21 protein-coding genes are annotated in these 26,493 nt (G+C 43.4%); 19 read left to right on the forward strand and 2 right to left on the reverse strand.

From position 1 onward, the window contains the following. Positions 1 to 8: 8 nt before the first annotated feature. The 18 genes from C8P63_RS06900 to C8P63_RS06990 all read left to right on the forward strand — a co-directional run bounded on the left by C8P63_RS06900 (position 9) and on the right by C8P63_RS06990 (position 23,946). On the forward strand, positions 9 to 521 hold the full coding sequence (locus C8P63_RS06900; protein WP_245920756.1) for an XdhC family protein: 513 nt from the start codon (positions 9 to 11) through the stop codon (positions 519 to 521). Next, entirely contained in the window at positions 518 to 1,357 is an 840-nt protein-coding gene (locus C8P63_RS06905; protein ID WP_108022611.1) for an XdhC family protein, read from the forward strand. Before C8P63_RS06900 ends, C8P63_RS06905 begins: the two co-directional genes overlap by 4 nt. Positions 1,358 to 1,404: 47 nt before the next feature. Next, positions 1,405 to 2,415, forward strand: coding sequence for a molybdopterin-binding protein (locus C8P63_RS06910; protein ID WP_108022612.1), 1,011 nt, complete (start codon positions 1,405 to 1,407; stop codon positions 2,413 to 2,415). A 6-nt stretch (positions 2,416 to 2,421) separates the two neighbouring features. Next, positions 2,422 to 3,048: a nucleotidyltransferase family protein gene (locus tag C8P63_RS06915; protein ID WP_146172129.1), complete on the forward strand. Its 627-nt coding sequence runs from the start codon at positions 2,422 to 2,424 to the stop codon at positions 3,046 to 3,048. A gap of 605 nt (positions 3,049 to 3,653) precedes the next feature. Beyond that, the gene (locus C8P63_RS06925) at positions 3,654 to 7,898 is read left to right on the forward strand and encodes a glycoside hydrolase family 66 protein (protein ID WP_108022615.1); all 4,245 of its coding nucleotides are present in this window, start codon (positions 3,654 to 3,656) and stop codon (positions 7,896 to 7,898) included. Positions 7,899 to 8,179: 281 nt separating this feature from the next. Then, positions 8,180 to 9,457: an extracellular solute-binding protein gene (locus tag C8P63_RS06930; protein ID WP_211308254.1), complete on the forward strand. Its 1,278-nt coding sequence runs from the start codon at positions 8,180 to 8,182 to the stop codon at positions 9,455 to 9,457. Between the two features lie 102 nt (positions 9,458 to 9,559). After that, positions 9,560 to 10,507, forward strand: coding sequence for a carbohydrate ABC transporter permease (locus tag C8P63_RS06935; RefSeq protein WP_108022616.1), 948 nt, complete (start codon positions 9,560 to 9,562; stop codon positions 10,505 to 10,507). Between the two features lie 25 nt (positions 10,508 to 10,532). Beyond that, a complete protein-coding gene (locus C8P63_RS06940) occupies positions 10,533 to 11,366 on the forward strand; it encodes a carbohydrate ABC transporter permease (protein WP_425437257.1) in 834 nt (277 codons plus the stop codon). Positions 11,367 to 11,514: 148 nt separating this feature from the next. Next, positions 11,515 to 13,314 (forward strand): sensor histidine kinase, encoded by a 1,800-nt coding sequence (locus C8P63_RS06945; protein ID WP_108022618.1) that lies wholly within the window; start codon positions 11,515 to 11,517, stop codon positions 13,312 to 13,314. Further along, positions 13,307 to 14,818 (forward strand): response regulator, encoded by a 1,512-nt coding sequence (locus C8P63_RS06950; protein WP_170109539.1) that lies wholly within the window; start codon positions 13,307 to 13,309, stop codon positions 14,816 to 14,818. Before C8P63_RS06945 ends, C8P63_RS06950 begins: the two co-directional genes overlap by 8 nt. A 20-nt stretch (positions 14,819 to 14,838) precedes the next feature. After that, positions 14,839 to 16,101 carry an extracellular solute-binding protein gene (locus tag C8P63_RS06955; protein ID WP_108022620.1) on the forward strand — a complete coding sequence of 421 codons (1,263 nt, stop codon included), beginning with the start codon at positions 14,839 to 14,841 and terminating at the stop codon, positions 16,099 to 16,101. A gap of 150 nt (positions 16,102 to 16,251) precedes the next feature. Beyond that, a complete protein-coding gene (locus C8P63_RS06960) occupies positions 16,252 to 17,928 on the forward strand; it encodes a glycoside hydrolase family 13 protein (RefSeq protein ID WP_108022643.1) in 1,677 nt (558 codons plus the stop codon). A 42-nt stretch (positions 17,929 to 17,970) separates the two neighbouring features. After that, positions 17,971 to 19,035, forward strand: a complete 1,065-nt coding sequence (locus C8P63_RS06965; RefSeq protein WP_108022621.1) for a Gfo/Idh/MocA family protein — start codon at positions 17,971 to 17,973, stop codon at positions 19,033 to 19,035. A 105-nt stretch (positions 19,036 to 19,140) separates the two neighbouring features. Then, positions 19,141 to 19,797 carry a YesL family protein gene (locus C8P63_RS06970; protein ID WP_108022622.1) on the forward strand — a complete coding sequence of 219 codons (657 nt, stop codon included), beginning with the start codon at positions 19,141 to 19,143 and terminating at the stop codon, positions 19,795 to 19,797. Positions 19,798 to 20,095: 298 nt separating this feature from the next. Next, positions 20,096 to 20,290, forward strand: a complete 195-nt coding sequence (locus C8P63_RS06975; RefSeq protein ID WP_146172130.1) for a hypothetical protein — start codon at positions 20,096 to 20,098, stop codon at positions 20,288 to 20,290. Between the two features lie 521 nt (positions 20,291 to 20,811). Next, positions 20,812 to 21,840, forward strand: a complete 1,029-nt coding sequence (locus tag C8P63_RS06980) for an ABC transporter substrate-binding protein (RefSeq protein WP_245920758.1) — start codon at positions 20,812 to 20,814, stop codon at positions 21,838 to 21,840. 74 nt (positions 21,841 to 21,914) lie between these two features. Beyond that, entirely contained in the window at positions 21,915 to 22,769 is an 855-nt protein-coding gene (locus tag C8P63_RS06985; protein WP_108022624.1) for an ABC transporter permease, read from the forward strand. Between the two features lie 4 nt (positions 22,770 to 22,773). After that, entirely contained in the window at positions 22,774 to 23,946 is a 1,173-nt protein-coding gene (locus C8P63_RS06990) for a quaternary amine ABC transporter ATP-binding protein (RefSeq protein ID WP_108022625.1), read from the forward strand. A gap of 448 nt (positions 23,947 to 24,394) precedes the next feature. Here the strand turns inward: C8P63_RS06990 and C8P63_RS19020 are convergent, their stop codons facing one another. Both C8P63_RS19020 and C8P63_RS07000 read right to left on the reverse strand, forming a co-directional pair. Then, positions 24,395 to 24,589: a YolD-like family protein gene (locus tag C8P63_RS19020; protein ID WP_170109540.1), complete on the reverse strand. Its 195-nt coding sequence runs from the start codon at positions 24,587 to 24,589 to the stop codon at positions 24,395 to 24,397. 98 nt (positions 24,590 to 24,687) lie between these two features. Continuing rightward, on the reverse strand, positions 24,688 to 25,005 hold the full coding sequence (locus C8P63_RS07000; RefSeq protein ID WP_108022627.1) for a hypothetical protein: 318 nt from the start codon (positions 25,003 to 25,005) through the stop codon (positions 24,688 to 24,690). Between the two features lie 513 nt (positions 25,006 to 25,518). Between C8P63_RS07000 and C8P63_RS07005 the strand changes: the two genes are divergently transcribed. Next, the gene (locus tag C8P63_RS07005) at positions 25,519 to 25,899 is read left to right on the forward strand and encodes a PH domain-containing protein (RefSeq protein WP_108022628.1); all 381 of its coding nucleotides are present in this window, start codon (positions 25,519 to 25,521) and stop codon (positions 25,897 to 25,899) included. Positions 25,900 to 26,493 lie beyond the last annotated feature (594 nt).

Raw genomic sequence — 26,493 nt, forward strand, 5'->3', positions numbered from 1 at the left:
GCCGGAGTGTGGACAGAAGATTCACCGGTCAGTTTTCGGAGGACCTGCGATCCTCCCTCCTTCGGGTGGCTGACGAATCGCATTCAATTCCGGAGGTGATGACGGACATGAAAGAGAATCGGGAAATCGTCCTGGCGATGGAAGAGACGGAGCGGGAGGGCAGAAAGATGGCGCTGGCCACCGTCATCCGCGTGAAGGGATCCGCCTATCGCCGGGAAGGGGCCAAAATGCTGATCGACGAGGAAGGAAATAGGACCGGTGTGATCTCCGGCGGCTGTCTGGAGCCGGATGTGGCGGAAGTGGCCAAACGGGTCATCTCCGAGGGACGACCGGTTCTCAAGCGTTACCATTTGGACGAGGATCTCGTGTGGGGGTTGGGCCTGGGCTGCCCGGGAACCGTCGACGTGTTCATCGAGGCGGTATCGCGGAGTGGGACGAAGAGCTGCGCGGATGCGCCGCCATCATTTGCCGGCGGGGATGCGGAAGGGCAGGGTTTTGCGGGGAAGGAGTCATCCTCATGAATGGACGGAAGGAAAACGACCGCCTCCGTCCGGGGCGTGATCCCTTTGGCGCGTGGACCACGTGTCTGAAGGAAGAGCAGGCGGCAGTGTTGAACACGTTGTTGGAGCTTTCTCCTTCACCGGGCCTTCCCGCCGGGGTCCGTCTCTTTGTCCCTGAGAACGGCGAACCACTGGGAGACTTGGGCGATGAGGCCTTGAACCGGTTGGCTGTCGAACGGGCACGAAAAAAACTGGACACCCTGCATCCCCAATCGGAGACCTGCCTGTTTTCCTTGCCCGGAGGCAGACAAGCGGAGGTTTTCGTCGACGTCAACCTTCCCCCGTTGGAGCTGGTGATTTTCGGTGCCGGTCACGACGCCGTCCCGTTGGTGAAATTCGCCGTCGAGTCGGGGTTCAAAACGGTGGTGGTGGATCCGCGCCCGGCCTACGCCACGGAGGAACGCTTTCCAGGAGCCCGGATCATTCCGGCCGATGCAGGTTCGTGGGAGGAGCGGGTGATCATCGGGAGGCGGACGTTTGTCGTGGTGATGAACCACCATCTGGAGCGTGACCAGGCCGCCATCCGGTTTTCCCTGAACTCCGCCGCCCCCTATGTGGGCGTGCTCGGGCCGCGATCCCGTCGTCAGCGGATGTTGGAGGAGTTGGAAAGGAAAGGAATCACCTTCGGGGAAGAGCAAATGGCGCGGATGTACAATCCTGTCGGCCTGGACATCGGCGCCGACAACCCGCAGGAAGTGGCGATCAGCATTTTGGCGGAGATCCTGGCGTTTCGAAATGGTCACCCGGGCGGGTTTTTACGGGGAAAGGACAAGATTCATCAATTGGCCCGGAGATAACGCGACCGGGTAAGAAATAGAAGAGCCATTCGATATGGGGGGACATCATGAAGGAAATACCCATCCATGAAGCTGTTGGGATGAAGTTGGGCCATGATGTGACACGGATTGTTCCCGAAGAAGTGGATGAGGTGGCTTTTCCAAGAGGACACGTGATTCGGGAAAAGGATATTCCTGTCTTGAAATCCATCGGAAAATTTCATATTTTTGTAATGGATATTCCGGCCGATCAGATTCACGAAGAGGAGGCTGCGTTGAAAATCGGCAAAGCCATCGGGGGAGCCGGCATTGAACTTACGGCTCCCTCCGAGGGCAGGGTCAATCTCATCGCCGAATACAGGGGCTTAGTAAACATCGATCGGGAATTGCTCCGGCAGATTAATTCCATCCCTGATGTGATCGTGGCCACCATCGAAGACGGTATTCCAGTAAAGAAAGGGGATCGAATAGCGGGAACCCGTATTATCCCGTTAACCACCGCACAACAGAATATGGATGATGTGCGGAAATTAACCGAACAAAAACCCCTTATCTCCGTCCATCCTTTTCAGCCGATGAATGTGGGAATGATCAGCACAGGAACGGAGTTGTATGAAGGATTCGTATCCGATGGGTTTAAGGAAAAAGTAAGTGAAAAACTCTCGGCTTACGATTCACAAGTGAGTGAATATCAAGTGGTCCCTGACGATCAGCCGCAAATTGTTTCGGCGATCAAGACGATGCTGGATAAAAAGATCGACTTATTGCTCGTAACAGGAGGAATGTCCGTCGATCCGGATGATCGAACACCTGGCGCGATTCGCGCAGCAGGTGTGAATGTCATCTCTTACGGGGTTCCAGTCTTACCCGGTTCGATGTGTTTAGTGGGTTATGATCACGAAATCCCGGTGCTGGGATTGCCAGGGTGTGTGATTTGGGATCCGATCACCGTTTTTGACAGGATTTTACCTTGGGTTGCGGCAAGAAAAAGGGTCAATAAGGCGGACCTTGTGGATTTGGGTTATGGAGGTTTGTTAACCGTGGAGCCCGTGCCTGGCAAATCTTCCGTAAACAGGTGAAAAATCGTGGTATCAAACGTTTGTGCGCTGATCCTGGCAGCGGGATTATCCAGAAGAATGGGAGAACCGAAACAGCTGTTGGATTTTAAAGGAGTCCCTTTGCTCCAACATATTATCAGTCGGTGCTTGTTATTTCCGTTTTCCGAAGTGATTGCCGTGATCGGATATGAAGCGAAACGAATTCAACATTCCATTCAAATCCATGACAGTCGATTTCGTTGGGTTTACAATCCCGATTACGGCATGGGTCAAAGTTCATCGCTGTGGGCAGGGTTAAAAGAGTGTCACCAAGGAAGATCGGTGATGGTCTTCTTAGGGGACCAACCTCTGATTTCACCCGGTACGATTCAGTTTATCTTTCAGTCAGGCCTTGAACAGCAAAATAAATCGGACGAACCCTGCATGTTCCGTCCTTCCTATCAGAATTTGCCGGGTCATCCGGTGTTCCTCGGGAACATCAAACAAATGAGTTTCAGGAATTTGAAAGGGGACCAAGGAGCCAAAGATATCATCCGACACCTTAAAAACCGGAATCTCGTACCTGTGGAAGATCCGGGTGTGACATTTGACATTGACACACCTGAGGCATACAAGAGGGCAAAAACAATGATGGGCAAAGGATGGGGTGTATGACGATCGATGGGGGTGTCCTTTTACACTTGTGCCAGTTACTTGTTTGACCACGCCCCCTGATCGGCGTGGAATCCCCAACCGGGATTTTTGTTCTTCCGAGGAGTCGGATTCCTTTTTCAGGCCTTCTTGGCAATCTGCCAAAAACAACTCCTCCTCAGATACAGGCCGCAGCGGGATGATACCTTCCGACCCTCATCCCTGTGGCGTCAGACCAAAACAATGAAACAACCCCCTTCGGGAATGGCCCTTTGAGGGCTTTTTTCTTTTCCTGGAATGTTCCATGCCGGGCAGGACAGCAAAGTCGCTGTATAACGCTTCCCTTCTTCTGAGTCTGACCATCCATCACAACGCTTCTTGGAGGGAAGATCGGCCGAGAAAACGTGGCCCCATCGATGGATACATCAAAGTGTATTTTATTAATTTTCATATGAATAAATGACACCATCCGACGAATGATGGATGTCACCATATCAAGAACATGAATATACGACACTATCACCATAACAAAAGCGGTTTCAGTCAGCGCTTTCATTACTCATAATTACAACAAAGTGTCGATGCAAATATTATAAAGTGGAAATAAATTATGAAAAGGGAGGAAGAGTATGAAAGTCTTTAAACGTAAACCAAAGTCGTCTCAGATCAGTTTAGCAGTAATTTTGAGTTTGGTTTTCACCTCGATGTTAACGCCAATAACAATAACCGAATCCCGAGCAAACAAAAAGAAATTACCTGACGAACCAATTCAAGCATTCTTGGTGGACAAAGCACGATATAAACCGGGTGAAAAAGTGAAAATGTCGTTATTGTTTGATTCGTCTGTAGAGTGGAAAGGAAAGCTTCATTTAGAAGTCCATCATTTAAATGAAAAAATAGCTGAGGGAAAGAAACTGATCCGTATCAATGATGATGTGAAAGGATTGGAAATAGAATGGACCCCTCCGTCTCAAGATTTTCGTGGTTATATTGTGAAAGCAAACATTGAGGGTTCAGATCAACAGCTGACAGCAGCCATTGATGTTTCAAGTGATTGGACACGTTTCCCCCGTTACGGCTATACAACAGATTTCCCACAAGAGTCAGAAGCCGAAAGTGATAAGAAGATGAAACAACTGACCCAGGAATATTACTTGAATGGGTTTCAATTTTATGATTGGATGTGGCGCCACGATGTATCTGTCTATTCCAAAACAGATAGCAATGGAAACCCCATTCTGGATGAGAAGGGAAATTTTATTTCAGAAAAAATAGAATCGGATACCTCTTATGATGATTTGTTGGGGCGCAAACTCTACCCGTTAACAGTAAAGCAACAAATTCAAGCATCTCAAAAATACAACGCAGCAGCAATGGCCTATCAAATGAATTATGCAGCCAGGGAAAATTATGAAGCTTTCGGAGTAAAAAAGGAATGGGGACTTTATAAGAAGAACACTCCTTTTCCCGACCCGGATCCCGATCGTTATCAGGAAGGATTTTTCTTTGACTGGGTTCAACCACCGACAGCTCTTTATCTCCAAGATCCAGGTCATCCGGAATGGCAAAAATATATTACGAAACAGTTTAACAGAGGCGTGAACGAATTTGGCTTTGATGGGATGCACCTTGATCAGTGGGGATGGTCGGATAGTGATTACTTATACAGTTATGATGGTGAAAAACGTTATTTTTCCAAGGACTATGATTCACTTATTGAGGCTGTAAAAGAATCCCTTGTCCAAAACAATGAGCAGAAAAGTTTTGTTACATTCAACATGGTCGGAGGAAACACTGGTTATCAAGATGTTACGTCACCATCTACAAAAACGGATTTTGACTATAGTGAAATTTGGCAAGACAAAGATCATTATCGCGATTTATTGAAAGTTGTTGAGGATACACGTGCCAAAAACGGCGGTAAAGCGGTTGTCATTGCCGGCTATATGAATTATAAACAAGCGACCGGGGATCACTATGAAGTTGCGGATGTGCAAGGGGTTCCAAAATCAACAACTTTTATTTCCAATATTAAAAAAATACCTGGCTGGGTAGGGGACTTTGGCAAGCAAGATGAGGACCAGATTATATGGACAGTCGATGTACCCGAAAGCGGGACATACAATGTTTCTCTCTTGTATGGACATGATAATCAGGATAGCCCTGAGGGGAAATTGTCCGTTAATAATCAAATAATCGATGGCAAAATCGCTTTTGATGAAAGAACGGGCTGGGGAAATCCTGTTGCAGTCAAAAATATATCTGCCAATTTGGAAAAGGGCAAAAACGAAATCAAACTTCAACTAAATACAAACAACCGATGGTTGAATGTAGATAGTTTAGTCCTTCAAAAAGACGCTTTTGAGAAGGAATTTGAGGCTGAATATGCTGAACTGATCAGTTGTAAGGTGGATAAGCATGGACATGTATACAACTTTGAAACAGATGGAGATTTCATCGAGTTTACGGTTAAAGCAGATCAAGCAGGGACGTACCCTGTCAGCTTCCAATATGGTGTCGAGCGATTGGCCGTAAATCGTTCTCTTTATGTCAATGATAAACGGATCAGTGATTCCGTTAAATTTGAACCTACAGGTGGTTGGGAGTGGTTTAAGAAATCGGAGGATGTTGAAGTCCCCTTACATCAAGGAGACAATAAGATTGTTCTCAAGGTGGAGAATGTAAACGATACGGGAGCCAAAATAGATTACATGAAGGTCGGGGATCAAAAATATCAAGCTGAAAAAGCGAATATAGGCTGGAAACCAACAAAACAGCCAGTGATCACAAAAACGAATGAAGGGATTGAAAACTTTAAGCAACAGGGAGATTTCGTATCCTTTCAAATTGATTCAGACCAGCCGCAAGAGGTACCCCTCTCCATTTTTTATAAGAATCCAGGTCAAAAAACAGAACGAAGCCTATTGGTTAATGGAAAAAAAGCAGGAGTGGTAACTCTTCCTCATACAGATGGAGATGATTGGAGCAAAACCGAATCACAAGTCTTTCTGAATAATGGAACCAATGAGATTCAACTGAAGATGGAAGATGAAACGACTGAAACAGGAATTGAAGTGAATCAATTTGAGTTGCTGGATACCGTTAAGGAAGCAGAGGAAGCAGAGACAGGCTGGAGTCCGGTGATCCCCAAAACAAACGATGTCAAAACGGTTCCCGGGAAAACGGATCATTTTGGGAAGGCAGGCCAACGCGTCCTCTTCTCTGTAGACAATCAAAAAGAGGCAGATGAGCTTGTATTTAAATACAGATCTGGTAATAATCCAACGGTCAATGTTTATCTCGATGGAAAAGTGATTGCTGAAGATGTTGTCTTTACCAGCACACCAGGAGGCTGGGATGGTTCTATGGTTGAGAAATCAATCAAAGCAAATGTATCCTCCGGTCAACACGAGGTTGTACTCGAAATGGTGTCTGATGGTCAATATATGAATTTAGACAGTTTACATGTTAATGATGAGGATTATCAAGTGGAGAATGCAACCTTTGCTCCGGAAGGACACGGGATCACAACCACTGCAGGTCATGTATACGACTTTGATGATGAAGGAGATTTCCTGCATTTTGAAGTTCATGCGCCGGAAGCAGGCAACTATGACTTGGTATGGAGATATAACAATGATTCTGCATCGAAACAGACTGCCAAACGTTCTGTCTATGTCAATGAGAAAAAAATGGATCATGTTCGTTTCCCCTATAATAACGCTTGGGAAGACAATACAATGACTGGAATTCCTTTAAATAAAGGACGCAACACGATCTCCATCAAAGTTGAAAATGTGGAAGATGATGGTGTAAAGCTTGATTTTCTGCAAGTAGGAAATAAAAAGTATCAAGCTGAATTGGCCGATATCCTTCCTCCGATGCACATATACAAGGATACATTGCTCCACTTTGGTCACACCGGAGATGAAGTCACTTTTGACGTAAGTTTGGCAGAAGAAGGAGAAACCAGTTTTATCTTCACATACTCCAATGCCGGAGCAGATACAGAGCGAACGATTTACATCGATGGAAAACCCGTTTTGGATGCTGAAGGCAAGCCTTATGTCGTTACTTTCAGAAGTACGGGAAGTATCGACTCATACAGCGAAGATGGTTACGTTGTGCTCCCGGATTTGAAAGCAGGTAAGCATAAAGTGACATTGAAACAAGAGGCGGGACAAGAAGGAACCATTCATTTGCGTCGCATGACCATCGGACTCTTTGATGAACCTTCGGTGCGTCTGATGGATGCAGGGTTAGCTGCAATGGGGGCTTCACATATTGAAATTGGTACAGCAGAAAAATTTGAAGAAGGACCAAACATGTTGGCGCATGAATATTATCCAAATCGAAGTAAAAAAATGAGCCGTTCTCTCAAGCAAGCGATGAAAGATTACTATAAGTTCTTTGCTGCCTATGAAAATCTTCTCTTTGACAGTCATAAGTCAGAGGCGGAGGTGAAGGTGGAAGATCACGGACAACCACTGAAGGTTAGCAAAGATGGGGACAGTGGCACAATCTGGACGATCGTCAGGGATAATCAGAACAATAAAGGATTTGAAGATTACGATGTTGTTCACCTCATCAATTTGCTCAATAACGATGAAAATTGGAGAAATGCCGCGACATCACCACAGAAACATACTGACTTAACGGTAAGATACCCCATAGGAAAAAATGCAAAGGAATTACCTGACTTAAAGGTGTATACGGCAAGCCCCGATCATCACCAAGGACAGTTGAAAGAAATTCAATACAAATGGGATAATCAAGACTTAATTATTACACTTCCCAGCTTGGAATATTGGGAAATGATCGTCATTGACCGTGACGGTCCCCAAAATAAAAAAACATCCAAAATAAAATGGTAAATGAAACTATATTAAGATATTGAGAAACGCATTGAAACTTCAATGCGTTTCTTATTTGCGGTATTGAACATTACAATTTGTAATGCAGGGAAGTTATTTTTTTCAAAAGTGTATTTTGTTATGTTTTATATTAATGAATGACACCATCCAACGAGTGACAAAATATGACCCTATCCAGAATATTAATATATGACACCATCACCATAATGAAAACAGTTTCGGTCAGCGTTTTCATTGTTCATAATGTGATTATTCCAAAAAGTTGAAAAGGGGGCAACAAAGTGCGAACACCATTGAAAACATTATCAAGTGTGTTAACGGTGTTGATGTTACTTTTGGCAAGCGCAGCTTGCAATGGGAAAGAAACATCCAATGCTGGCGGTGCAGGAGAAGAAGTCGTTCTTGAATATTGGCATACTTACAGTGATGAAGAAGAAGTCATTTTGAAAGAAAAAATTAAGCCGCTGTTTGAGAAAGAACATCCAGGGATTAAGTTGAAGTTAACGCGTATGCCTTATGAAGGTTTAAAACAACAGGTTATTGCCGGTGTGGGCAGTGGTGAAGCACCGGATCTGATGAGAATGGACATTATTTGGGTCCCTGAATTTGCAAAAATGGGTGCATTGCAAGAGGTCAGTAAATTTGACGGTTTCGATGAAATTAAAGACAAGCAATTTAAAACAACGATGTCGACAAATGCATATAACAGTGGATATTATGGTTTGCCGATAGACACAAATACAAAAATAGCTATATATAACAAAAAATTATTGAAAAAGGCAGGTTTATCAGAAGCACCCAAAACAATGGGAGAACTGGCTGATGCTTCACGTACACTGGTTGAGAAAGGAGAGCTGGGCGGCATCGGAATTGGTGGTCCAAACAGCTGGTCAATGCTTCCTTACTTCTGGAGTCTCGGAGGTAAGTTAACCAATGATGACTTTACCAAAGTGGATGGTTATCTCAACAGTCAAGAGAGCATCAAAGCACTTGAGACCCTTGTATCCTGGCACGAAGAAGGTTTAATCAGTCCTACCATTATCGGTAAAGAGCCAGGAACCTGGGATGGTATGAAGCATGATGAATATTTAATGATTGACGATGGACCCTGGTTTTACAGTGTTTTAATGAACGACAAGAAAGCAAAACGCGACGTGATGGAATATACAATCAGAGGATTAATACCTGAAGGTCCGGGTGGATCCCATTCTGTAATCGGTGGTCAAAACCTGGTCACGTTTGTAAATTCCGAACATCCAAAGGAAGCCTGGACTTTCATGAAATGGATGGCATCGAAAGAGCCTCAACTGATAATGGGTGAGACCGGGCTGATTCCGACAAATAAAGAAGCTGCAAATGATCCGAAGTTCTTGGAAACGCCGTTTGCAGAAGAATATGTACAACAACTTGAAACCGCACTGCCGCGCACACCCATCCCTCAATGGGCTGAAATGGAAGAAATTCTTAACTTGAATTTTGAAAAGGCGATACGAGGAAAGATGACACCTGAAGAAGCTCTGGAAGATGCTACGAAAAAAATTAAGGCGGTCATGAACTAAGATCATGAACGAAAACCGAAAAAAAATGAAAATACTTTACCAGGTGATCATCATCACCTGGTGGGTATTTTCATATTAAAGCGGATTCGAAGGGGGAGCACAATGCCTCAAACCCAGCAACGGTATACTTCTCAACATCAACTCGCTTTCAGTGAACGTGTTAAAACGGGGCTGAAACAATGGGTGGAAGTGTTTCCATTTTTGATTTTGGGATTGATCGGGACAGGTGTTTTCGTTATTTATCCGTTAATGAAAGGAATAGTCATGAGTTTTCAAGACTACAGTGTCATTCCGGGAGCAGAAAATCCCTTTGTGGGGCTTGCAAACTATAAAAAGGCTTTCAGTGATCCTGCTTTTGGGTATGCCGTTCGAAATACAATTTTAAATACGGTTGTCACAGTACCGATAAACTGGTTTCTGGGATTGTTCTTTGCAGTATTAATTAACTTGCAATTTGTCAAATTTAAAATCACGTTTCGCACTGTTTATTATTTACCCATTGTTACATCCTGGATCGTTGTTGCCTTTTTATTCAAATATTTGTTTGCCGGTGGAGAAGGTGGCGTGGTCAACTATGGACTCATGAATTTAGGTATTATTGACCGTCCGATCGGCTGGTTGCAAAATCAATGGACAGCAATGGTTGTTATTTGGCTCTTTCATATATGGAAAACGGTCGGATGGGTGCTTGTTGTTTATTTGGCTGCATTACAGGGGATACCGCGGCACTTGTATGAAGCGGCTGCCATTGATGGTGCAAACGGGATTCAACAGTTTCGTAATGTGATCATTCCAACGATCAAACCAGTGACTCTGTTTGTTGTCATTCAATTGATCATGGGTGCCTTTAATATTTTCCCGCAAGTGTACTTCTTGACGAATGGTGGACCGATGGGACAAACAGAAGTGCTGCAAAGCATGATTTATAAGGAAGCGTTCAACAATTTTAACTTTGGATATTCCTCTGCCTTAAGCGTGATGATGGGTCTGACGATTTTTATTGTCACGTGGTCACAGCAAAAACAATTCGGAAAGCAGCGCTTTTTATAAAAAATGACAAACGGGGGGATTGATGGTGAAAACGAGTTTACATTGGCAAATCATTATATACGCAACGATCATTTTAGGAGCCGCGGTATTTATACTTCCATTTATTTATATGATTTTAACAACATTTATTTCGTCTTCGTATTCTTTACCCAGACCTGCAGAGGTATTGTCTGTTGTTCCTAATCTTGATAACTATATAGCGGTGTGGACAAAAGAAAAATTCTCACGCTATTTCATGAACAGCTTACTTGTTGCAGGTGTGGCATTAGTATTTGGATTATTTCTCGGTGCGTTAACAGCATATAGTTTTGTCCGGTTTGAATTCCCGGGTAAAGAATTTCTTTTCCGCACGTTTTTGTTCACGATGATGATACCGCTTGTTCTGGCCATTGTTCCACAGTTCACAGTCATTAACAGTTTAGGGTTAGTCAATACGTATTTAGGTTTATGGTTGATTTACGTTGGTGGCGGTGTAGTCGGTTCCACTTTCTTCTTACGCGGGTTTTTCCAGTCCATCCCAAAATCATTGGAGGAATCTGTATTGATCGATGGTGGCGGAAACTGGCGTATCTTTTGGAACATTTATTTACCTCTGTCCCGGCCTGCATTGGGAACACTGGCCATCTTTTCATTTGCAGGGACCTGGGATGAATACTTTGTAGCGTTGGCCATCATTAAAGATGAAGCATTACGTACGCTGCCCATCGCATTAATGATGTTTCAAGGAAAATACGCAAGTAACTGGGGATGGATTTTTGCCGCGTCGATCATTGTCATTTTGCCAGTTATGATTATTTATATTATCTTCCAGAAGAAATTTGTACAGGGAGGCATTAATGAAGGGAGTGTGAAAGGTTAGGCGCCATGACGAAGCAGTCAACACTCTTTATGCAGTTCCCCTTGCTCCAATCACCTCAAAAAGGATTTTGAGAGGCGGATGGTGAAAACATCAACCAATAGGATCCGTCCGGCACCGAAGAAAAAAAGACAACCAGGGAGCATTGGAATTGGGAATTTATACCCTGTTCAAGAATCGGATTGCAGTTAAAATGGTGGTTGCTTTTCTCCTTGTTATATTACTCCCTACCAGTTTTACAAGCATTTTGTTTTATGTGACTTCGTCAAATATCGTCAATCAAAACGTTCGGGAATCGTCCGTTCAAATCGCTGAACAATCCGCCCAGAATTTATCAAATATTGTTCAGATCGGAAACGATACGTCCAATTTGGTTTACAGTAATATGAAAATTCAACAAGCAGTCCTTGATGATTCAAAAGATGGGATTGGACTCGATGAACGGGAGGAGAATAATCAGTATGTCACCGAGTTTCTCAATCAGGTCATGTATGCAAATTCCATGGTCAAAATTATCTACGTTTTTAAACCAGAAGGGACCAGTTGGGGAAGCGGCACATTTTCCCAGGCTAAATTGTCTCAACACTCTTTGAATGAATTGGATTGGGTCAATGCATCTGAAAGGGCAGACGGCGAACTCGTTTGGATGGGTTTGCAATATGATCGCTTTAGCGGCGCAGGGACAAATACGGACCTCGTTCTCCCTGTCGCCCGTGTACTAAAAGATTTTTCAAATATGAATAACGTCGGTTATGTATTAGTCAGTCTGGATGGGAAAGTGATTTTAGAAAAAATCAAAGGGTTAAAACTGGGGGAAACCGGTCGTTTTTTTGTCGTCGATCAAACGGGTAAAGTGATGATTGATAACAATCTTGAAAACGTTAACAAGACGATCCAAAATGATGCTCTTTTTCATCATGTGGTTCATAACAATAAAGCTGAATTTGAATTTGAAATGAATGATGAACCTTATTACGGTGTGAAACAGCCAATTGAAAATGGATGGACAATGGTTGGAATCGTACCGGTGAGAGAGATTACGAAACAATTAGACGATGTTCAAAAGCTCATTTTATTATCTTCCATTGGATTTACAGCTCTTGCTGTTGTGATCGGTTTGTTTATTGCCGGAAAAATGACCCGACCGATCAAGCAACTTACGACTCAAATGAAACGGGTGGAAGAAGGAAATTTAACTGCCAGGACAAGTATTCATTCTTCAGATGAAATCGGGATCATGAGTATACAATTCAATCAAATGATTAACCGGATTGAACAATTGCTGGAAAAGGTCAGAACAGAACAATCTCAAAAGCAAGAGGCAGAATTAAGGGCACTTAAACATCGAATCAATCCTCATTTTTTGTTTAACACATTAAGCACCATTCGCTGGTTGGTTAAATTTAATCAGAATAAACAGGCTGATGAAGCTTTAACTGCTTTAAACCGGTTAATGGAAGCAAATATGGGAAAAAAGGGGCCTTTTATTACAGTAGAAGAGGAATTGGATTTTATCGAGAAATATATTGATATTTTACAAATCAGGTATGATTCAACATTTCATCTGCTGATCGATGTTCCAAGAGAGGTTAAAGAATTTCGGATCCCAAGAATGCTGTTGCAACCCATTGTCGAAAACGCGGTTTTTCATGGGATTGTACCGACGGGAAGAGCGGGAACGATCTCTATTTCGGCCCATCGCGATTCAAAACAGGTACGTTTTGATATCCATGATAATGGAAGTGGTTTAACCCAAACCAAGTTACAAAAAATCGAACAAGCTGACCGATCCAGTCAACTTTTTGGAATCGGGTTAAAGCATGTTTATGAATCTGTTCAATTATACTTTCCCGGAGGATCCGACGTTGCGATTAAAAGTCGGCAAGGTCAAGGAACCACTGTGACGATTATATTGAAAAAACAACATGAAACAGGTGGTGTGGATGTATAACGTCATTATTGTTGATGATGAGCCGGTGATCCGTTGTGGTCTAAAATCGTTATGTAATTGGGTTGAATTAAATCTAAATCTTATCGGCGATTATCCAAATGGAGAAGAAGCCTTGAAAGCGGTGGAAAACAAACAGTTAGATATATTAATCACAGATATTAAAATGCCGCTGATGGATGGAATCACACTGACAAAAAAGGCACTGGAGCTTTTTCCGCATCTGAAAGTGATTTTAATAAGCAGCTATAACGATTTCGAATATGTGCGGGAAGGATTAAAACTGGGAGCTGTGGACTATCTTTTGAAACATACGCTGGAACCTGAAGAAATAAAGCAGCTGGTCGATCGTTGCACAAAAGAAATAGAGGAAGAGAATAAGGTAAAGAAACGATTGCAACTTTATGACCGGACGGTGGAAGACAAAGAACGAAAACAACTGGAAAGCAGTCTTAAAAGATATTTGTTTAATTATGAAGAGCTGGAAGACCGTCACTGGTTAGCAATACAGCGTACCATGGTTTATGGGATGATTGACCATATCGAGGAGTTAATACAACACTCCGGTCAGGCGTACTTAATTTTATTGATGGAACAAATCAAGGAATATTATTATAATTTTATGGATGGGATTTGTTTTTCGGTAGGTGAAAGTGAAATCATATTCATCATGGAACATGGCAGAGAAACGTTTCTGCAAGTGAATCAATTAAAAGAGCATCTTGAAAAACAATTTGATATCAGTCTAAGTTTTGGAATCCATACAGGATCAAATATAAGAGAATGTTATGAAAAAAGCAGAATCGCTTGTCATTACCGCTTTTATGAAGGAGTTGGCTGCATACATACGTACAAACCATTTGCCATGGTTGAAAATCATCTTGAGAAATTAGATGTTTTAATCGATAAGTTGGAACCTTCAGTGGATATCGATCACTTTCTTTCCTGCATTGAAAGAAGATGGTCTGAACAACGGCTGGACCCCGATGCAATCAGACAAGAAGCATGTCGTATATTATGCAAACTTTTTTCGGAAAAAGGGAATGCATACAGCTTGCTGGAAAAATTTGAAGTTCTGAAACAAGCAGAAACTGTATCACAATTAATTCATAAAATGCACCAATTGATAAAAGAGTATGAAGACACAGCTAAATTATTTCCACAACAGCGGTTTAGTGATAATCAATTAATTAAACATGCGATTGTATATATCCACGGACATTATACTGGAGAATTAACTTTACAGGATGTCGCAAACCATGTCCATGTAAGTAAAAACTATTTCAGTATATTTTTCAAAAAACAGACGGGTCAAAACTTCAGTGATTATGTCACTCAGTTACGTGTTCAAAAAGCGAAAGATCTATTAAAGGACACAGAATTAAAAGTATATGAAGTTGCTGCTCATTCAGGATTTAATGATGTGAAATATTTCAGTAAATTATTTAAAAAAATGACCGGCTTGTCCCCGGTTGATTATCGGTTAAAGAAAAAGTCTATCCTGTGAAAGTCGGGAGGGGACTGATTTTGTTGGCACGGTTGTTATTTGTTTGTATGCTGCTTTTTTCAACAGGTTGCAGCAATCAAAGTATCATTAACGGAGCTAAGGTGGAAAGCATTAATGAAGCTTCTTCCACCGAACTGGTGGTTGTTTGGCATACATATGGTGATGAGGAAACAAGGGTTTTTGAGAATCAACTGCTGCCTATGTTTGAAAAGGAATATCCGCATATAAAAATCAAAGCGGTACGTCAGGCATATAACGATCAGCTTTTAAACACCCTGATTACACGTGCTTCTGCCAAACAACCGCCTGATGTGGTCCGAATGGATATGGTTTGGGTCCCTCAATTTGCTGACCTTAACTTATTATACCCTATCAGTAAATTCAGTGATTTTAACCAATACTCAAAAAAATTTTATACTCAAGCTATGGAAACAAATAAATATCAGGGGGAGTATTATGGCCTGCCTTTAAACTTAAATACAAAAGTTGCCATCTATAATAGTCAGCAATTAAAAAAAGCCGGTTTGACCAAACCTCCACGCACAATGGAAGAATTTCTTGCCGTTGTTAAAGAAAACGACTATGTCATTGGATTGCGGAATTCTTCCGCATGGAACAGCTTGTCATACTTTGTCGGTTTTGGTGGTCAATTGACAAATCCTCAGTATACAAAGTCATCCGGATATTTAAACAGCCCTGGGAGTATACAGGCTGTTCAAACAATGCTTGAATTATTTAAAAACGGAAATATTGACGCTCATTTTTTGAATGAACCGATCGATCAATGGAATGGTGTTTTGCAGGGTCAATATTTTATGATCGATGAAGGTCCGTGGTTTTATAGCATATTATTGAATGACAAACAAAAAAGCTCTTTGATCCATAAGAATACAGTGGCAGCTCCGTTTCCCGTGAACGAAAATAAAGGTTCTGTTATTGGCGGGGAAAATCTGGTCATTATGAAAGGTACACGACACCTTCAGGCAGCATGGACCTTTATAAAATGGATGTCACAAACCGAAGTTCAGGAAGTAATGTTCAGAACGGGGCTCATCCCCACAAATAAGGAAGCTGCGCATTCTTATGATCAATTGGATCAACCATTTATCGAGCCTTATGTTAAAGGCCTGGAGCAGGCGTATTTAAGACCACCCGTAGATAATTGGAGTAAGATAGAGAAAATTTATCGTGATTATTTGGAGAAAATTTTGGCTGAAGAAATGGGTGTGGAGGAAGGTTTGAATAAAGCTGCGAAAGAAATTGATCCGTTATTGAAAGAATAGGAAGGAATTGTAGAGGCCCGGTACTGACTATTGCGCAGAACTGTCGATGCTCCAATCCATTGAATATCTGCCAAGGGCATCCGACTTGGTTCGGACATGTTTGAGCAAGTGATCCAATAAGAGCAGTCGAACTGGAGGGGCGTTTTGAGTATGGAAAAAGCCTGGTGGAAAGAGAGTGTTGTTTACCAAATTTACCCGAGAAGCTTTAATGACAGTAACGGTGATGGCGTCGGCGACATTAAGGGAATTACAGAAAAAATGGATTATTTGAAAGAATTGGGAGTAGACGTGATTTGGCTCTCCCCGGTATATAAATCACCAAATGATGATAATGGTTATGATATAAGTGATTACCAGGCCATTATGGATGAGTTTGGCACGATGGATGATTGGGATGAAATGCTTAAAGAAATTCATGATCGCGGAATGAAACTAATAATGGACCTTGTTGTTAATCATTCATCAGATGAGCATAAATGGTTCATCGAATCCCGTAAATCGAAGGATAACCCTTACCGGGATTACTATATTTGGCGTCCGGGCAAGAATGGACAAGAACCCAACAATTGGACGTCATTCTTTAGTGGCTCAGCTTGGCAATATGATGAAGCAACGAATGAATACTACCTTCATCTGTTTAGTAAAAAACAACCGGATTTAAACTGGGAAAATCCGAAACTGAGAAAAGAAGTTTATGACATGATTACATGGTGGCTTGATAGAGGAGTCGACGGTTTGCGTATGGATGTCATCAATCTGATTTCAAAAGCAGACGGATTGCCAAGTGTTCCGGGGGGAAAAAGATACGACTGGGGCGGCGAGTTTTTTATGAACGGTCCGCGTGTTCATGAATACCTGCAAGAAATGAATCGTGAAGTCCTTTCGAAATATGACATCATGACGGTTGGGGAATGCCCGGGTGCATCAACAGAAGATGCGGCAAAGTATGCAAACCTTGAGGGTACGGAATTAAACATGATTTTTACATTTGAGCATATGGATTTAGATTCAGGCCCCGGCGGAAAATGGGATCTGAAGCCATGGAAACTCAATGATTTGAAGGAAGTCATGACAAAATGGCAAAAAGATTTAGAGGGGAAAGGCTGGAACAGTCTGTACTTAAATAACCACGATCAGCCAAGAATGGTTTCCCGTTTCGGAAATGATAAGGAATATCGTGTTGAATCAGCGAAAATGCTGGGCACATTTCTGCATATGATGCAAGGCACACCTTACATTTATCAAGGCGAAGAACTGGGTATGACGAACGTTCGCTTTGAATCATTGGAAGATTACAATGACATAGAAATTCATAACATGTACCGTGAAAAAGTGATAGAAGGCGGTCAGGATCACAACAAAGTCATGGAGGCAATCTATATAAAAGGGCGAGACAATGCGCGAACACCCATGCAATGGGATGACAGTGAAAACGCAGGCTTTACAACCGGCTCTCCCTGGTTAAAAGTAAATCCAAACTATAAAGAAATCAATGCCAAAAACGAATTAGACAATCCACAGTCGATTTTCCACTATTATCAAAAACTGATACAGCTAAGAAAAGCAAATGACATCATTGTCTATGGAACATACGATCTTATTTTGGAAGAGCATGAGCAAATTTACGCATATACACGTACTTTAGATGATCAAACACTGCTTGTTGTGTGTAACTTTACAGTGGAAGATGCCGACTTCGAATTGCCGGCACATATTCACTTTAAATCCAACCAACTGCTTATCAGAAACTATGACGTTCAAAACAGTGAAGACATTTCATCCATGGTATTGAAGCCATATGAGGCACGTGTATATTTGTTGAAGTAACGAAAAAAAGCGGCTTCGGCCGCTTTCAAAGGGGGCCCGAACATGATAAAAAAAGATGTTATCAATGTCGGTTTAATCGGGTTGGGCGGGATGGCAAATGCGCATCGTAAAATGATCTCTGAATTAGAACACCTGTATACAGGAGCAGTATGTGACGTCAATGAAGAACGATTAAATCATGCAGGTGATGCAGAAGGGGTTCCTCAAGAGAAACGCTTTAAAGATCTGGAAGCGTTGATTGCAGATCCTGATGTTGACGCTGTCATTTCCATTGTACCCAATGACTTGCATGCAAAGGTGTTACGTCTATGTATTCAATACCAAAAACCTGTCATGTCTGAGAAACCGTTCACCTTAAATTTTGATGAAGCCAAGGATTTGGCGGAATTGTATGAACAACAACCGATTCCGTGCATGATTGGATTTTCCTACCGTTATGTCCCATCTTTTCGGTATGTAAAAAAGCTTATACAGGAAAATAAGATTGGTCCCATTCGCCATATGGCCGTTCGCTATCTGCAGCAATTCGGATCCCCTTTATTTGAAAGGCCATATGCTTGGCGTTTTAATAAAGCGGTGACAGGAACCGGAGCTTTAGGAGATTTAGGTGCACATATGATTGATAGTGCCCGTTTTTTTGTTGGTGAATTTCGATCTGTATCAGCACGAATGGAAACCTTTGTAAAGATGAGGAAAGATCCAAACAGCGGAGAAATGAAAAAAGTGGATGTCGATGACTTTGCCAGCTTTCAGGCTGTTCTTGAAAACGGTGTCATTGGAAATTTTGTTGCGACAAGAAATGCAGTTGGGTCTGACAACCAGCATGAAGTCACAGTATATGGTGATTATGGTACGATTCATGTCAACTGTGAACGTCCTGAGGAGATCAATCTTTGTATTCAAAATGAAACCGGTGAAAAGATTGCTTTTAAAACAGAAAAAGTACCTGCAGGTTATAAGAAGAACCAATTGCAAGATTTCGTTGATTTAATTACAAACAATCAACAGCAAGGAACACCGACTTTCTATGATGGCTATCAAAATCAAAAAGTGCTTGATCGCATCATCCAGTCTGCTGAAAGCGGTGAATCTGTCAAAATTGATTAATGGATGATGTAAAGAAGTCACTGAATCCGCTGATCCAGCGACTATGGAACATGGGAGGATTTTCCCGCTTTATAGATTAAGAATGGGGAACAGGAGGTCTCGGGGATGGAATTGGGAGGGGTGATGGGTGGTTTCTATCGTATTTCGGAGTGGGTAATGCGCCTGGCTTACGTTAATCTGCTCTGGATATTGTTTACGCTGGCGGGACTGATCTTGTTTGGAGCCGCTCCCGCAACGGCGGCGATGTTTCAGGTGATACGCAAATGGGTGATGGGGAAAGAGGTTCCGGTATTCCCGACCTTTTGGAAAGTATACCGGTCAGAATTTATTACTGTGAACTTTTTGTGGTTCATTTTAGTGGTAATCGGTTTGATTTTATTTGTGGATTATCTTTTTTTCGGTACGTTGGAAGGTTTTGCATCCAAATTGCTTCAGTTTGGGAGTATAAGCATTTTTTTAATGTATCTGATTACCCTGATGTACATTTTCCCGGTTTTCGTCCATTATGATCTGAAAACGCTTCAATTTATCAAATATGCCTTTATTTTGGGGATCACTCACCCTCTCCAAACGCTGATGATGGCGGTTGGTGGTGTTGCTGTCTGTTTCGTGATCGTGAATTTCCCCGGGTTGCTTCCATTTTTCAGCGGCAGCGTGTTGGGGTTCCTGTGGATGTGGTTGGCGTACCAAGCTTTTTGTCAGTCGGACACCGTTTTCAAAAAAAAGAGCAATGCTTTCAATCAGAATGAAACGTCGGTCTGATAAAGACAGGTTCTAACGAACGGCACCGTAAAACTGAGGATCCAACACCGGAGGAAATCGTAGACAAGGCATTATCCTATAAACCGATTGAGGCCGAGGTGCCGACCGACGATCTTTAAAGTGAGGTGAAGAAGTGAATCCAGAGGACTTTGTGAGAAGCCTTATAATCTACATCCGTGATCAATCCATTCAGGACACAATAGAAGATTTTATGGATCCGCCAGGGAGAAATCCTGATAAAAGACTGCTTGAGTTATCAGAGTGGTACAAATAACTTCCGAAGTTGGATCAAACCAAAGTGAAAGAAGCCATAACAGAAGCTGTAGATACTGCACTCTTTCACTTTCTTGCTGAAATTGACGGTGTTGGATCAATGACTCTTGGGGATTTCGTACTTTTTCATGTTGAGGAAGGCAATCAAGTATTACTGAATGATCCTGAAGAAATGGATCTTCACGACCTTTTTAATGCTTTAACTAAGAAGCATAACTAAACAGCAGAGGGGCCTAAACCAACGATGGATTGCGAAACGTGATGGCATCCAAATTAGGCCTGTTCCATCCTTTGTCAACTCCCCAATAACCGGTAAAAGTACATTTCAAATCACAACAATGAAATATTGTTAAAAGATTTTATGGGTCTCACCGTACCATTCGCATAAAGGGTACGGTGAGACCCCTTTTTTTCGAGGATGTTCAGCTACGGTGAGAATTCTGTTGTGTTGACTCCTTAACTTCTATCCAAGCCGGACCATCAAAGTCATTTCTCATAAGCCCCTATTCGATTTTGGACACATACGTGATGATGTTCCAACGTAAAGTCTATAGGGGTTGGCACCCCGCCTGACTGGATGGATCAAACTCGAAACCTGCACAAACAAAAAGACTCCTGTTCGGTTGAGAAAGCGATGGAAGCACCAATGATCCGTGGTTTTTAGAAATATATGGAAAAATTTTTAATTGTGCGACTATTACTATATAATTAATGATGATTGACAAGGGAGGTTGTGATATTGTGAAGTTTTTATCCGGAAAGTGGTTAAAAAAAGGCGCGTTCATTTTTATGTCGGTGTTGCTGATCCTGTCCCTGGCGGCATGTGCCGCTCCGCCGGAGACGAAAGAGGGGAAAGACCGGCCGATCGTTTTCGCTGACCCCGGATGGGACAGCATCCGCTTTCACAACAGCGTGGCTCAAACCATTATCGAAAGAGGATACGGTTATAAAACTGACGTCATTCCCGGCTCCACTCCCAACACCCTGACGGGACTGGAACAGGGGGATATACAGGTATTGATGGAAGTTTGGACCGGCAACATCAAAGAACAATGGGAAAAAATGCTGGACAGTGGGAATGTGATCAAGGTGTCAACCAATTTCGACGACAACCGTCAGGGGTTTTATGTTCCCACGTATGTGATCAAAGGAGACAAAGAACGGGGCATCAAACCCATGGCCCCTGATCTGGAATCGGTTCAGGATCTGGCCCGATACAAAGATCTTTTCAAAGACCCGGAAACTCCCGGCAAGGGTCGGATCGTCGGTTCCCCCTCCGGATGGGCCGTCGACAAGATTTTGGAAGAAAAAGTGAAAACCTATGGCTTGGACAAGGAATTCACCTATTTCCGCCCCGGATCCGATGCGGCCCTGTCCAGTTCCTTGACCAAAGCATATAAAAATGGGGACCCTTGGGTCGGTTATTACTGGGAACCCACATGGATCATGGGACAATATGATATGACTCTGCTTAAGGAACCTGACTATGACAAGAAAAAATGGGAAGAAGGCTACGGGACCGAATTTCCGGTGGAACCCGTTGAGGTTGCCGTGCACAAAAGCCTGCCGGACCGTGCCCCCGAAGTCAACGATTTTTTGAAAAAATACCAAACCAGCACCGAACTGACCAACGAAGCCCTGGCCTACATGCAGAAAAACAAAGCCGACGCGGATCAAACCGCCCAATGGTTTCTCAAGGAACACGAAGAAGTTTGGACCCCATGGGTGTCGGAAGATGCGGCAAAAAAAGTGAAGGAATTCTTGAAGTAAATGGCTGTGATTCTGATCCGTTCAACAAGAAATCGAGGTGAAAAGGCCGCTTTTCTTCACGTGCGGCCGCTCCCATGAATGAATTTCCCCGACAATTCAGCACCGACCCCGGCGGAATTGTGGAAGCTGCTGTCGATTATTTGACGAATCATTTCCAAGGCGTTTTTGACGCCCTGAAAATTGCGGTTCTCACTTTTTTGTACAATATGCAGCTCTTCATGGAGTGGATTCCCTGGTGGGTGGTGATTCTGACCGTTTTCCTGTTGGGTTGGCGACTGGTCCGCCTGACAGCCGGGATCACCTTTGCCGCTCTGTTGTTTTTGATCGGAACCTTCGGTTACTGGGATATGATGATGTACACCATGGCGATCGTCCTCACCTCGGTCGTGATCTCGCTTTTGCTCGGGATTCCCGTCGGCATCCTGCTGGCATACAGTAAAAAGACGGAAGCGGTGGTCAAACCGCTTCTGGATGCCATGCAGACCATGCCCAGCTTCGTCTACCTGATTCCCGCCATCATGCTGTTCGGTTTGGGAAAGGTGTCTGCGCTGTTCGCCACGGTGATATACGCGATCCCACCCGTCATACGACTGACCAACTTGGCCATCCGGGAAGTCTCCAAGGACATGATCGAAGCGGCCCTTTCCTTCGGTTCTTCCCGCCGGCAGCTGTTGCGCAAAGTACAGATCCCCCAAGCTCTCCCCACCATTATGGCGGGGATCAACCAGACCACGATGATGGCCCTGGCCATGGTGGTGATCGCCTCCTTGGTCGGCGCAAAGGGGCTGGGGATGGAAGTGTTGATCTCCATCAATCGGGTGGACATCAACCAAGGGTTTGAAGCCGGTTTATCCATTGTCATTATGGCGATCATCATCGACCGGCTGACACAAGGGATCGCCAACCGGTATAACTACAAAAAGGAGTAGGGTCATGTCCGGCATCATCAAGATCGAGAACGTAACTAAAATCTTCGGCCCCCATCCGACATCCGTTTTGGAAAAGATCCAGGCGGGAGCTTCGAAAAGTGACATTTTGAATGAAACCGGCCACACTGTCGGTGTTTATGATGTCTCCTTCGAAGTGAACCGGGGGGAGATCTTCGTGATCATGGGGCTGTCGGGCAGTGGAAAATCCACTTTGATCCGCTGCCTCAATCTCCTTAACCAACCGACGGAAGGTCGAATCCTGATCGACGGGGAAGACATCGTTCGGTACAGCGGCAAGGAACTGCAGAGATTCAGGCAAAACAAAGTCGCCATGGTCTTTCAGCATTTCGGCATCCTGACCCACCGAACGGTGGAAGAAAACGTGGTATACGGCCTGGAAGTGAAAGGCATCCCGAAAGAAGAGCGAAAACAAACAGCCAGAGAAACCTTGGCCACGGTCGGACTGGAAGGCTGGGAGGAAAAAATGCCCGGCGAGCTGAGCGGAGGAATGTTGCAGCGTGTCGGTCTGGCAAGAGCCCTGGCCAACGATCCGGACATTTTGCTGATGGATGAACCCTTCAGCGCTCTGGATCCCCTGATCCGGAGGGAAATGCAACAGGAGCTTTTGGACATTCAGTCCAAATTGAAGAAAACCATCGTCTTTATCACCCATGACATTAACGAAGCATTCAAACTGGGAGACCGGGTGGCGGTGATGAAAGACGGACAAGTCATCCAGACCGGAACCCCTGACGAAATACTGAACGAACCGGCCGATCCTTATATTGAAGACTTTGTCAAAGATATCGACCGTTCCAAGGTGTTAAAGGCGGTACAGGTGATGTCCAAAAGTCTTGCCGCCGTTTCTCTGAGTGAGGGTGTCCAAGCGGCGGTGAAAGAGATGGAATCCAGAAAGCTTACCAACATGTTCGTTGTGGACGATGATCAAAAATTACAAGGCGTCGTCACCATCGACGACGCCATCCGGGCCCGGGAAGAAAACAAAGACCTGCCGGAGATTGTCCATCAAGACTATTTCACCGCCAAACCCGAAGAAATTCTGCAGGAATTGATTCCCAAAGCCGCGGAATCCCCTTTTCCCGTCGCCGTGACGGACGAAACAGAAAAACTGCTGGGAGTTGTTCGGCAGACCTCCATCCTCGCCGGATTGACTTAACGAACAGGAGCCTCCCCCAAGGGAGGCTCTTTCCGTGCAGCATACAACCAACATAACCGCTTTTTCACCTGCTTCCAGCAAAACCAAGACCATTGGTAACCCATCGAAGTTTCATTATGATCCCCTCTTCTATCGTCGTCGTGGTTTATTCTCTTCAAGATCGTTGTAAATCCTTCGCTCGATCCGCATATATATGGGATGGATCCTCACAAAGAGTGACTCGAGATAAAAGCAAACATCCCACCTGAGGCTCCCTGCTCAAGTGGGGTGTTTGCCCGTTTTCAAATATGTTGATTATTTCCATTGGGGAAGTGGACTTAAACACGATGGTTGATTCGAATAACCTTATATAGCCAACTTCTCTTTTACTCTATAGATGGCCCCCCTCGTCAGGGGGGCTTTTTTCCTATTGGCTCTCACGGGATGTCTTGTCCATGAACACTGATCTTCATTCTTTTACTTCAGCAATACTATGCAATAAAAATCTTTTTATCTTCTTTCCGACTCGCATCACCAGCCGTTCTTCAAAAGGAAGAACATCAACGACGTATCCGGTATATTGTTTCATGCCTTTTTTGGTGTGATACGTAATGGTGATCGCGGTCTGTTGTATATATGATTTTCTGATCAGTCGGAGTAACAAACGAATTTCCTCCCAATTGAAGGTCCTGAATACGATGTTTCCTATCGTCAAGTGAAATGTCTTGATGGGAAAAAATCCGCACGATATTGCATCCGTCGTTATCGGTCTTCCCCAATCGATGATGGCGTTAAGATACGCTCATATTTTTCACACATACTTAACAAGATTTCCTTGGCGTATCGCCGTGCTTTTTGTTCCGATGTAATACCTTGAGTGATCTCCACGATATCACCTATCACATTTTTGCCTTCTCTGAACACACAAATTTGAAAAAGAGACCACATGGTACCTTCTCGCTGAATGAAAATCATGGGATTGTTTAAATGGCTTCCTTCGTCAAGCCATATGTAGTAAGAATCTTGCCCTGATTTTGATTCTTTAAAGCGAACAGGCGGTAGTTTTTGTTGTGTTCGCATGATTGGTGCACCCCCTGGAATCATTTTTTCTCTGGTTCATGGGCCTCTCTTTCCTATCTCTCCCGATCAGGGAAAACACAAAGACGTTTGTTGAATGACTACGTCTTTGTATCTAGTAGAATGGATCTTTAAGACGATTCGTTTCGATAAAAGGATATGTCAGAGATAACAAAATTTTTTTATGACGGGCGAACCCGCACCATCACTGAGAGACCCCTTGTTTTTTGATGATTACGAAAACGTTCCCGGCACTGCAGATGAACGGAGAGTAAGCGGACCGCTCGCAGGCGTCGGGAGTGTTTCGGAAAAACGGGAGGAGTTGTAGACGAACCCGGGGTTCCCATGCTTGCTTCAGAATCAAGTTTTTTTGACACCAAAACACGAACATCTTGCGAATAACGAGATAGAAACAATAAAATCTCAGTGAAGAGGGATTGATTGAGTGAGTATGAGCATGGGACCGAGGAGAAGCGGGAGGACGAGGATGTAAATTTCATGTGAGGTGATTGTAGAGTGGGAATTTTCGATGGGTTGATGGGCAATGCATCTGAAGTGGATGTCGATCAGGCTCAGAAAGAGTTTGGCCATCTGCTGGCTTCATCGGAAAGCATTGAAAAAAGTTACATTCTCATTCGCGACATGTTTCTGTTTACGAACAAACGTCTGATATTGGTGGACAAACAGGGGTTAACGGGTAAGAAAGTGTCTTACTTATCGGTTCCTTACCGGAGCATTACCCGTTTCAGCATTGAAACGGCAGGTCACTTTGATCTGGATGCTGAATTGAACATTTGGGTGTCGGGTCATGATCAACCGGTCATTCAAAAACAATTCAATAAAAAGCTGAATATTTATGATCTGCAAAGTGTCCTGGCCGAATATGTCTTACAGTGAAAGGGAACAGAAGCTATTAGCATATCGATGCTTCTTCATCGTTCCGGAATATTGAGTTGCCCATGACAGTCTCAGAATTTTGAATTCTGGGGCTGTTTTCGTATGATGAGGTCAGCCGGAACGAAGGTTTATTTAGCATGCCTTTTTTTCATTCTGACACAGGAGTTCATAGGTGTTTATCAGTACAGGGGTCACCGGACCGAAAAAAGAATATGGTACGCTGCGCTAATCATCCTCTCCATCCAGTTCTCCGGCCTTCTTGAAACTCCGTACCCAGCGGGTGATATCCTCCACTATCAAGGATGGACTGTTTTTCCCGGTCCTTTTCTTGTAAGGTTTGTTTGAGCATTTTCTTCTTGGAGGATAAATCCGTTTTTATTTCACACTTTTCTTCCATACTAGTATACGCTCCAAAAGAACCCTTAAATTCTATGACCTTAATACCAAAGTTTTAAATTTTTCTAAGGTTATACAAAGGAGGGTTGCCTATTGAAAATCTTTTATCAGGCCTGTTGATTAGGGAAAATCAACCAAAATCATCGGTATCTGTCTAATAACTCATAAACGGATAGTTCAACTTCTGTCGGTAATTGC

The organism is Melghirimyces profundicolus (assembly GCF_003054245.1).
In the GTDB taxonomy this organism is placed as follows: Bacteria; Bacillota; Bacilli; order Thermoactinomycetales; family DSM-45169; genus Melghirimyces; species Melghirimyces profundicolus.

Coding starts and splice junctions, on each gene's coding strand:
- C8P63_RS06950 (WP_170109539.1), top strand. CDS start 13,307: ATGTATAACGTCATTATTGTTGATGATGAGCCGGTGATCCGTTGTGGT.
- C8P63_RS06960 (WP_108022643.1), top strand. CDS start 16,252: ATGGAAAAAGCCTGGTGGAAAGAGAGTGTTGTTTACCAAATTTACCCG.
- C8P63_RS06910 (WP_108022612.1), top strand. CDS start 1,405: ATGAAGGAAATACCCATCCATGAAGCTGTTGGGATGAAGTTGGGCCAT.
- C8P63_RS06905 (WP_108022611.1), top strand. CDS start 518: ATGAATGGACGGAAGGAAAACGACCGCCTCCGTCCGGGGCGTGATCCC.
- C8P63_RS07000 (WP_108022627.1), bottom strand. CDS start 25,005: ATGCGAACACAACAAAAACTACCGCCTGTTCGCTTTAAAGAATCAAAA.
- C8P63_RS06935 (WP_108022616.1), top strand. CDS start 9,560: ATGCCTCAAACCCAGCAACGGTATACTTCTCAACATCAACTCGCTTTC.
- C8P63_RS06985 (WP_108022624.1), top strand. CDS start 21,915: ATGAATGAATTTCCCCGACAATTCAGCACCGACCCCGGCGGAATTGTG.
- C8P63_RS06990 (WP_108022625.1), top strand. CDS start 22,774: ATGTCCGGCATCATCAAGATCGAGAACGTAACTAAAATCTTCGGCCCC.
- C8P63_RS06965 (WP_108022621.1), top strand. CDS start 17,971: ATGATAAAAAAAGATGTTATCAATGTCGGTTTAATCGGGTTGGGCGGG.
- C8P63_RS06970 (WP_108022622.1), top strand. CDS start 19,141: ATGGAATTGGGAGGGGTGATGGGTGGTTTCTATCGTATTTCGGAGTGG.
- C8P63_RS06925 (WP_108022615.1), top strand. CDS start 3,654: ATGAAAGTCTTTAAACGTAAACCAAAGTCGTCTCAGATCAGTTTAGCA.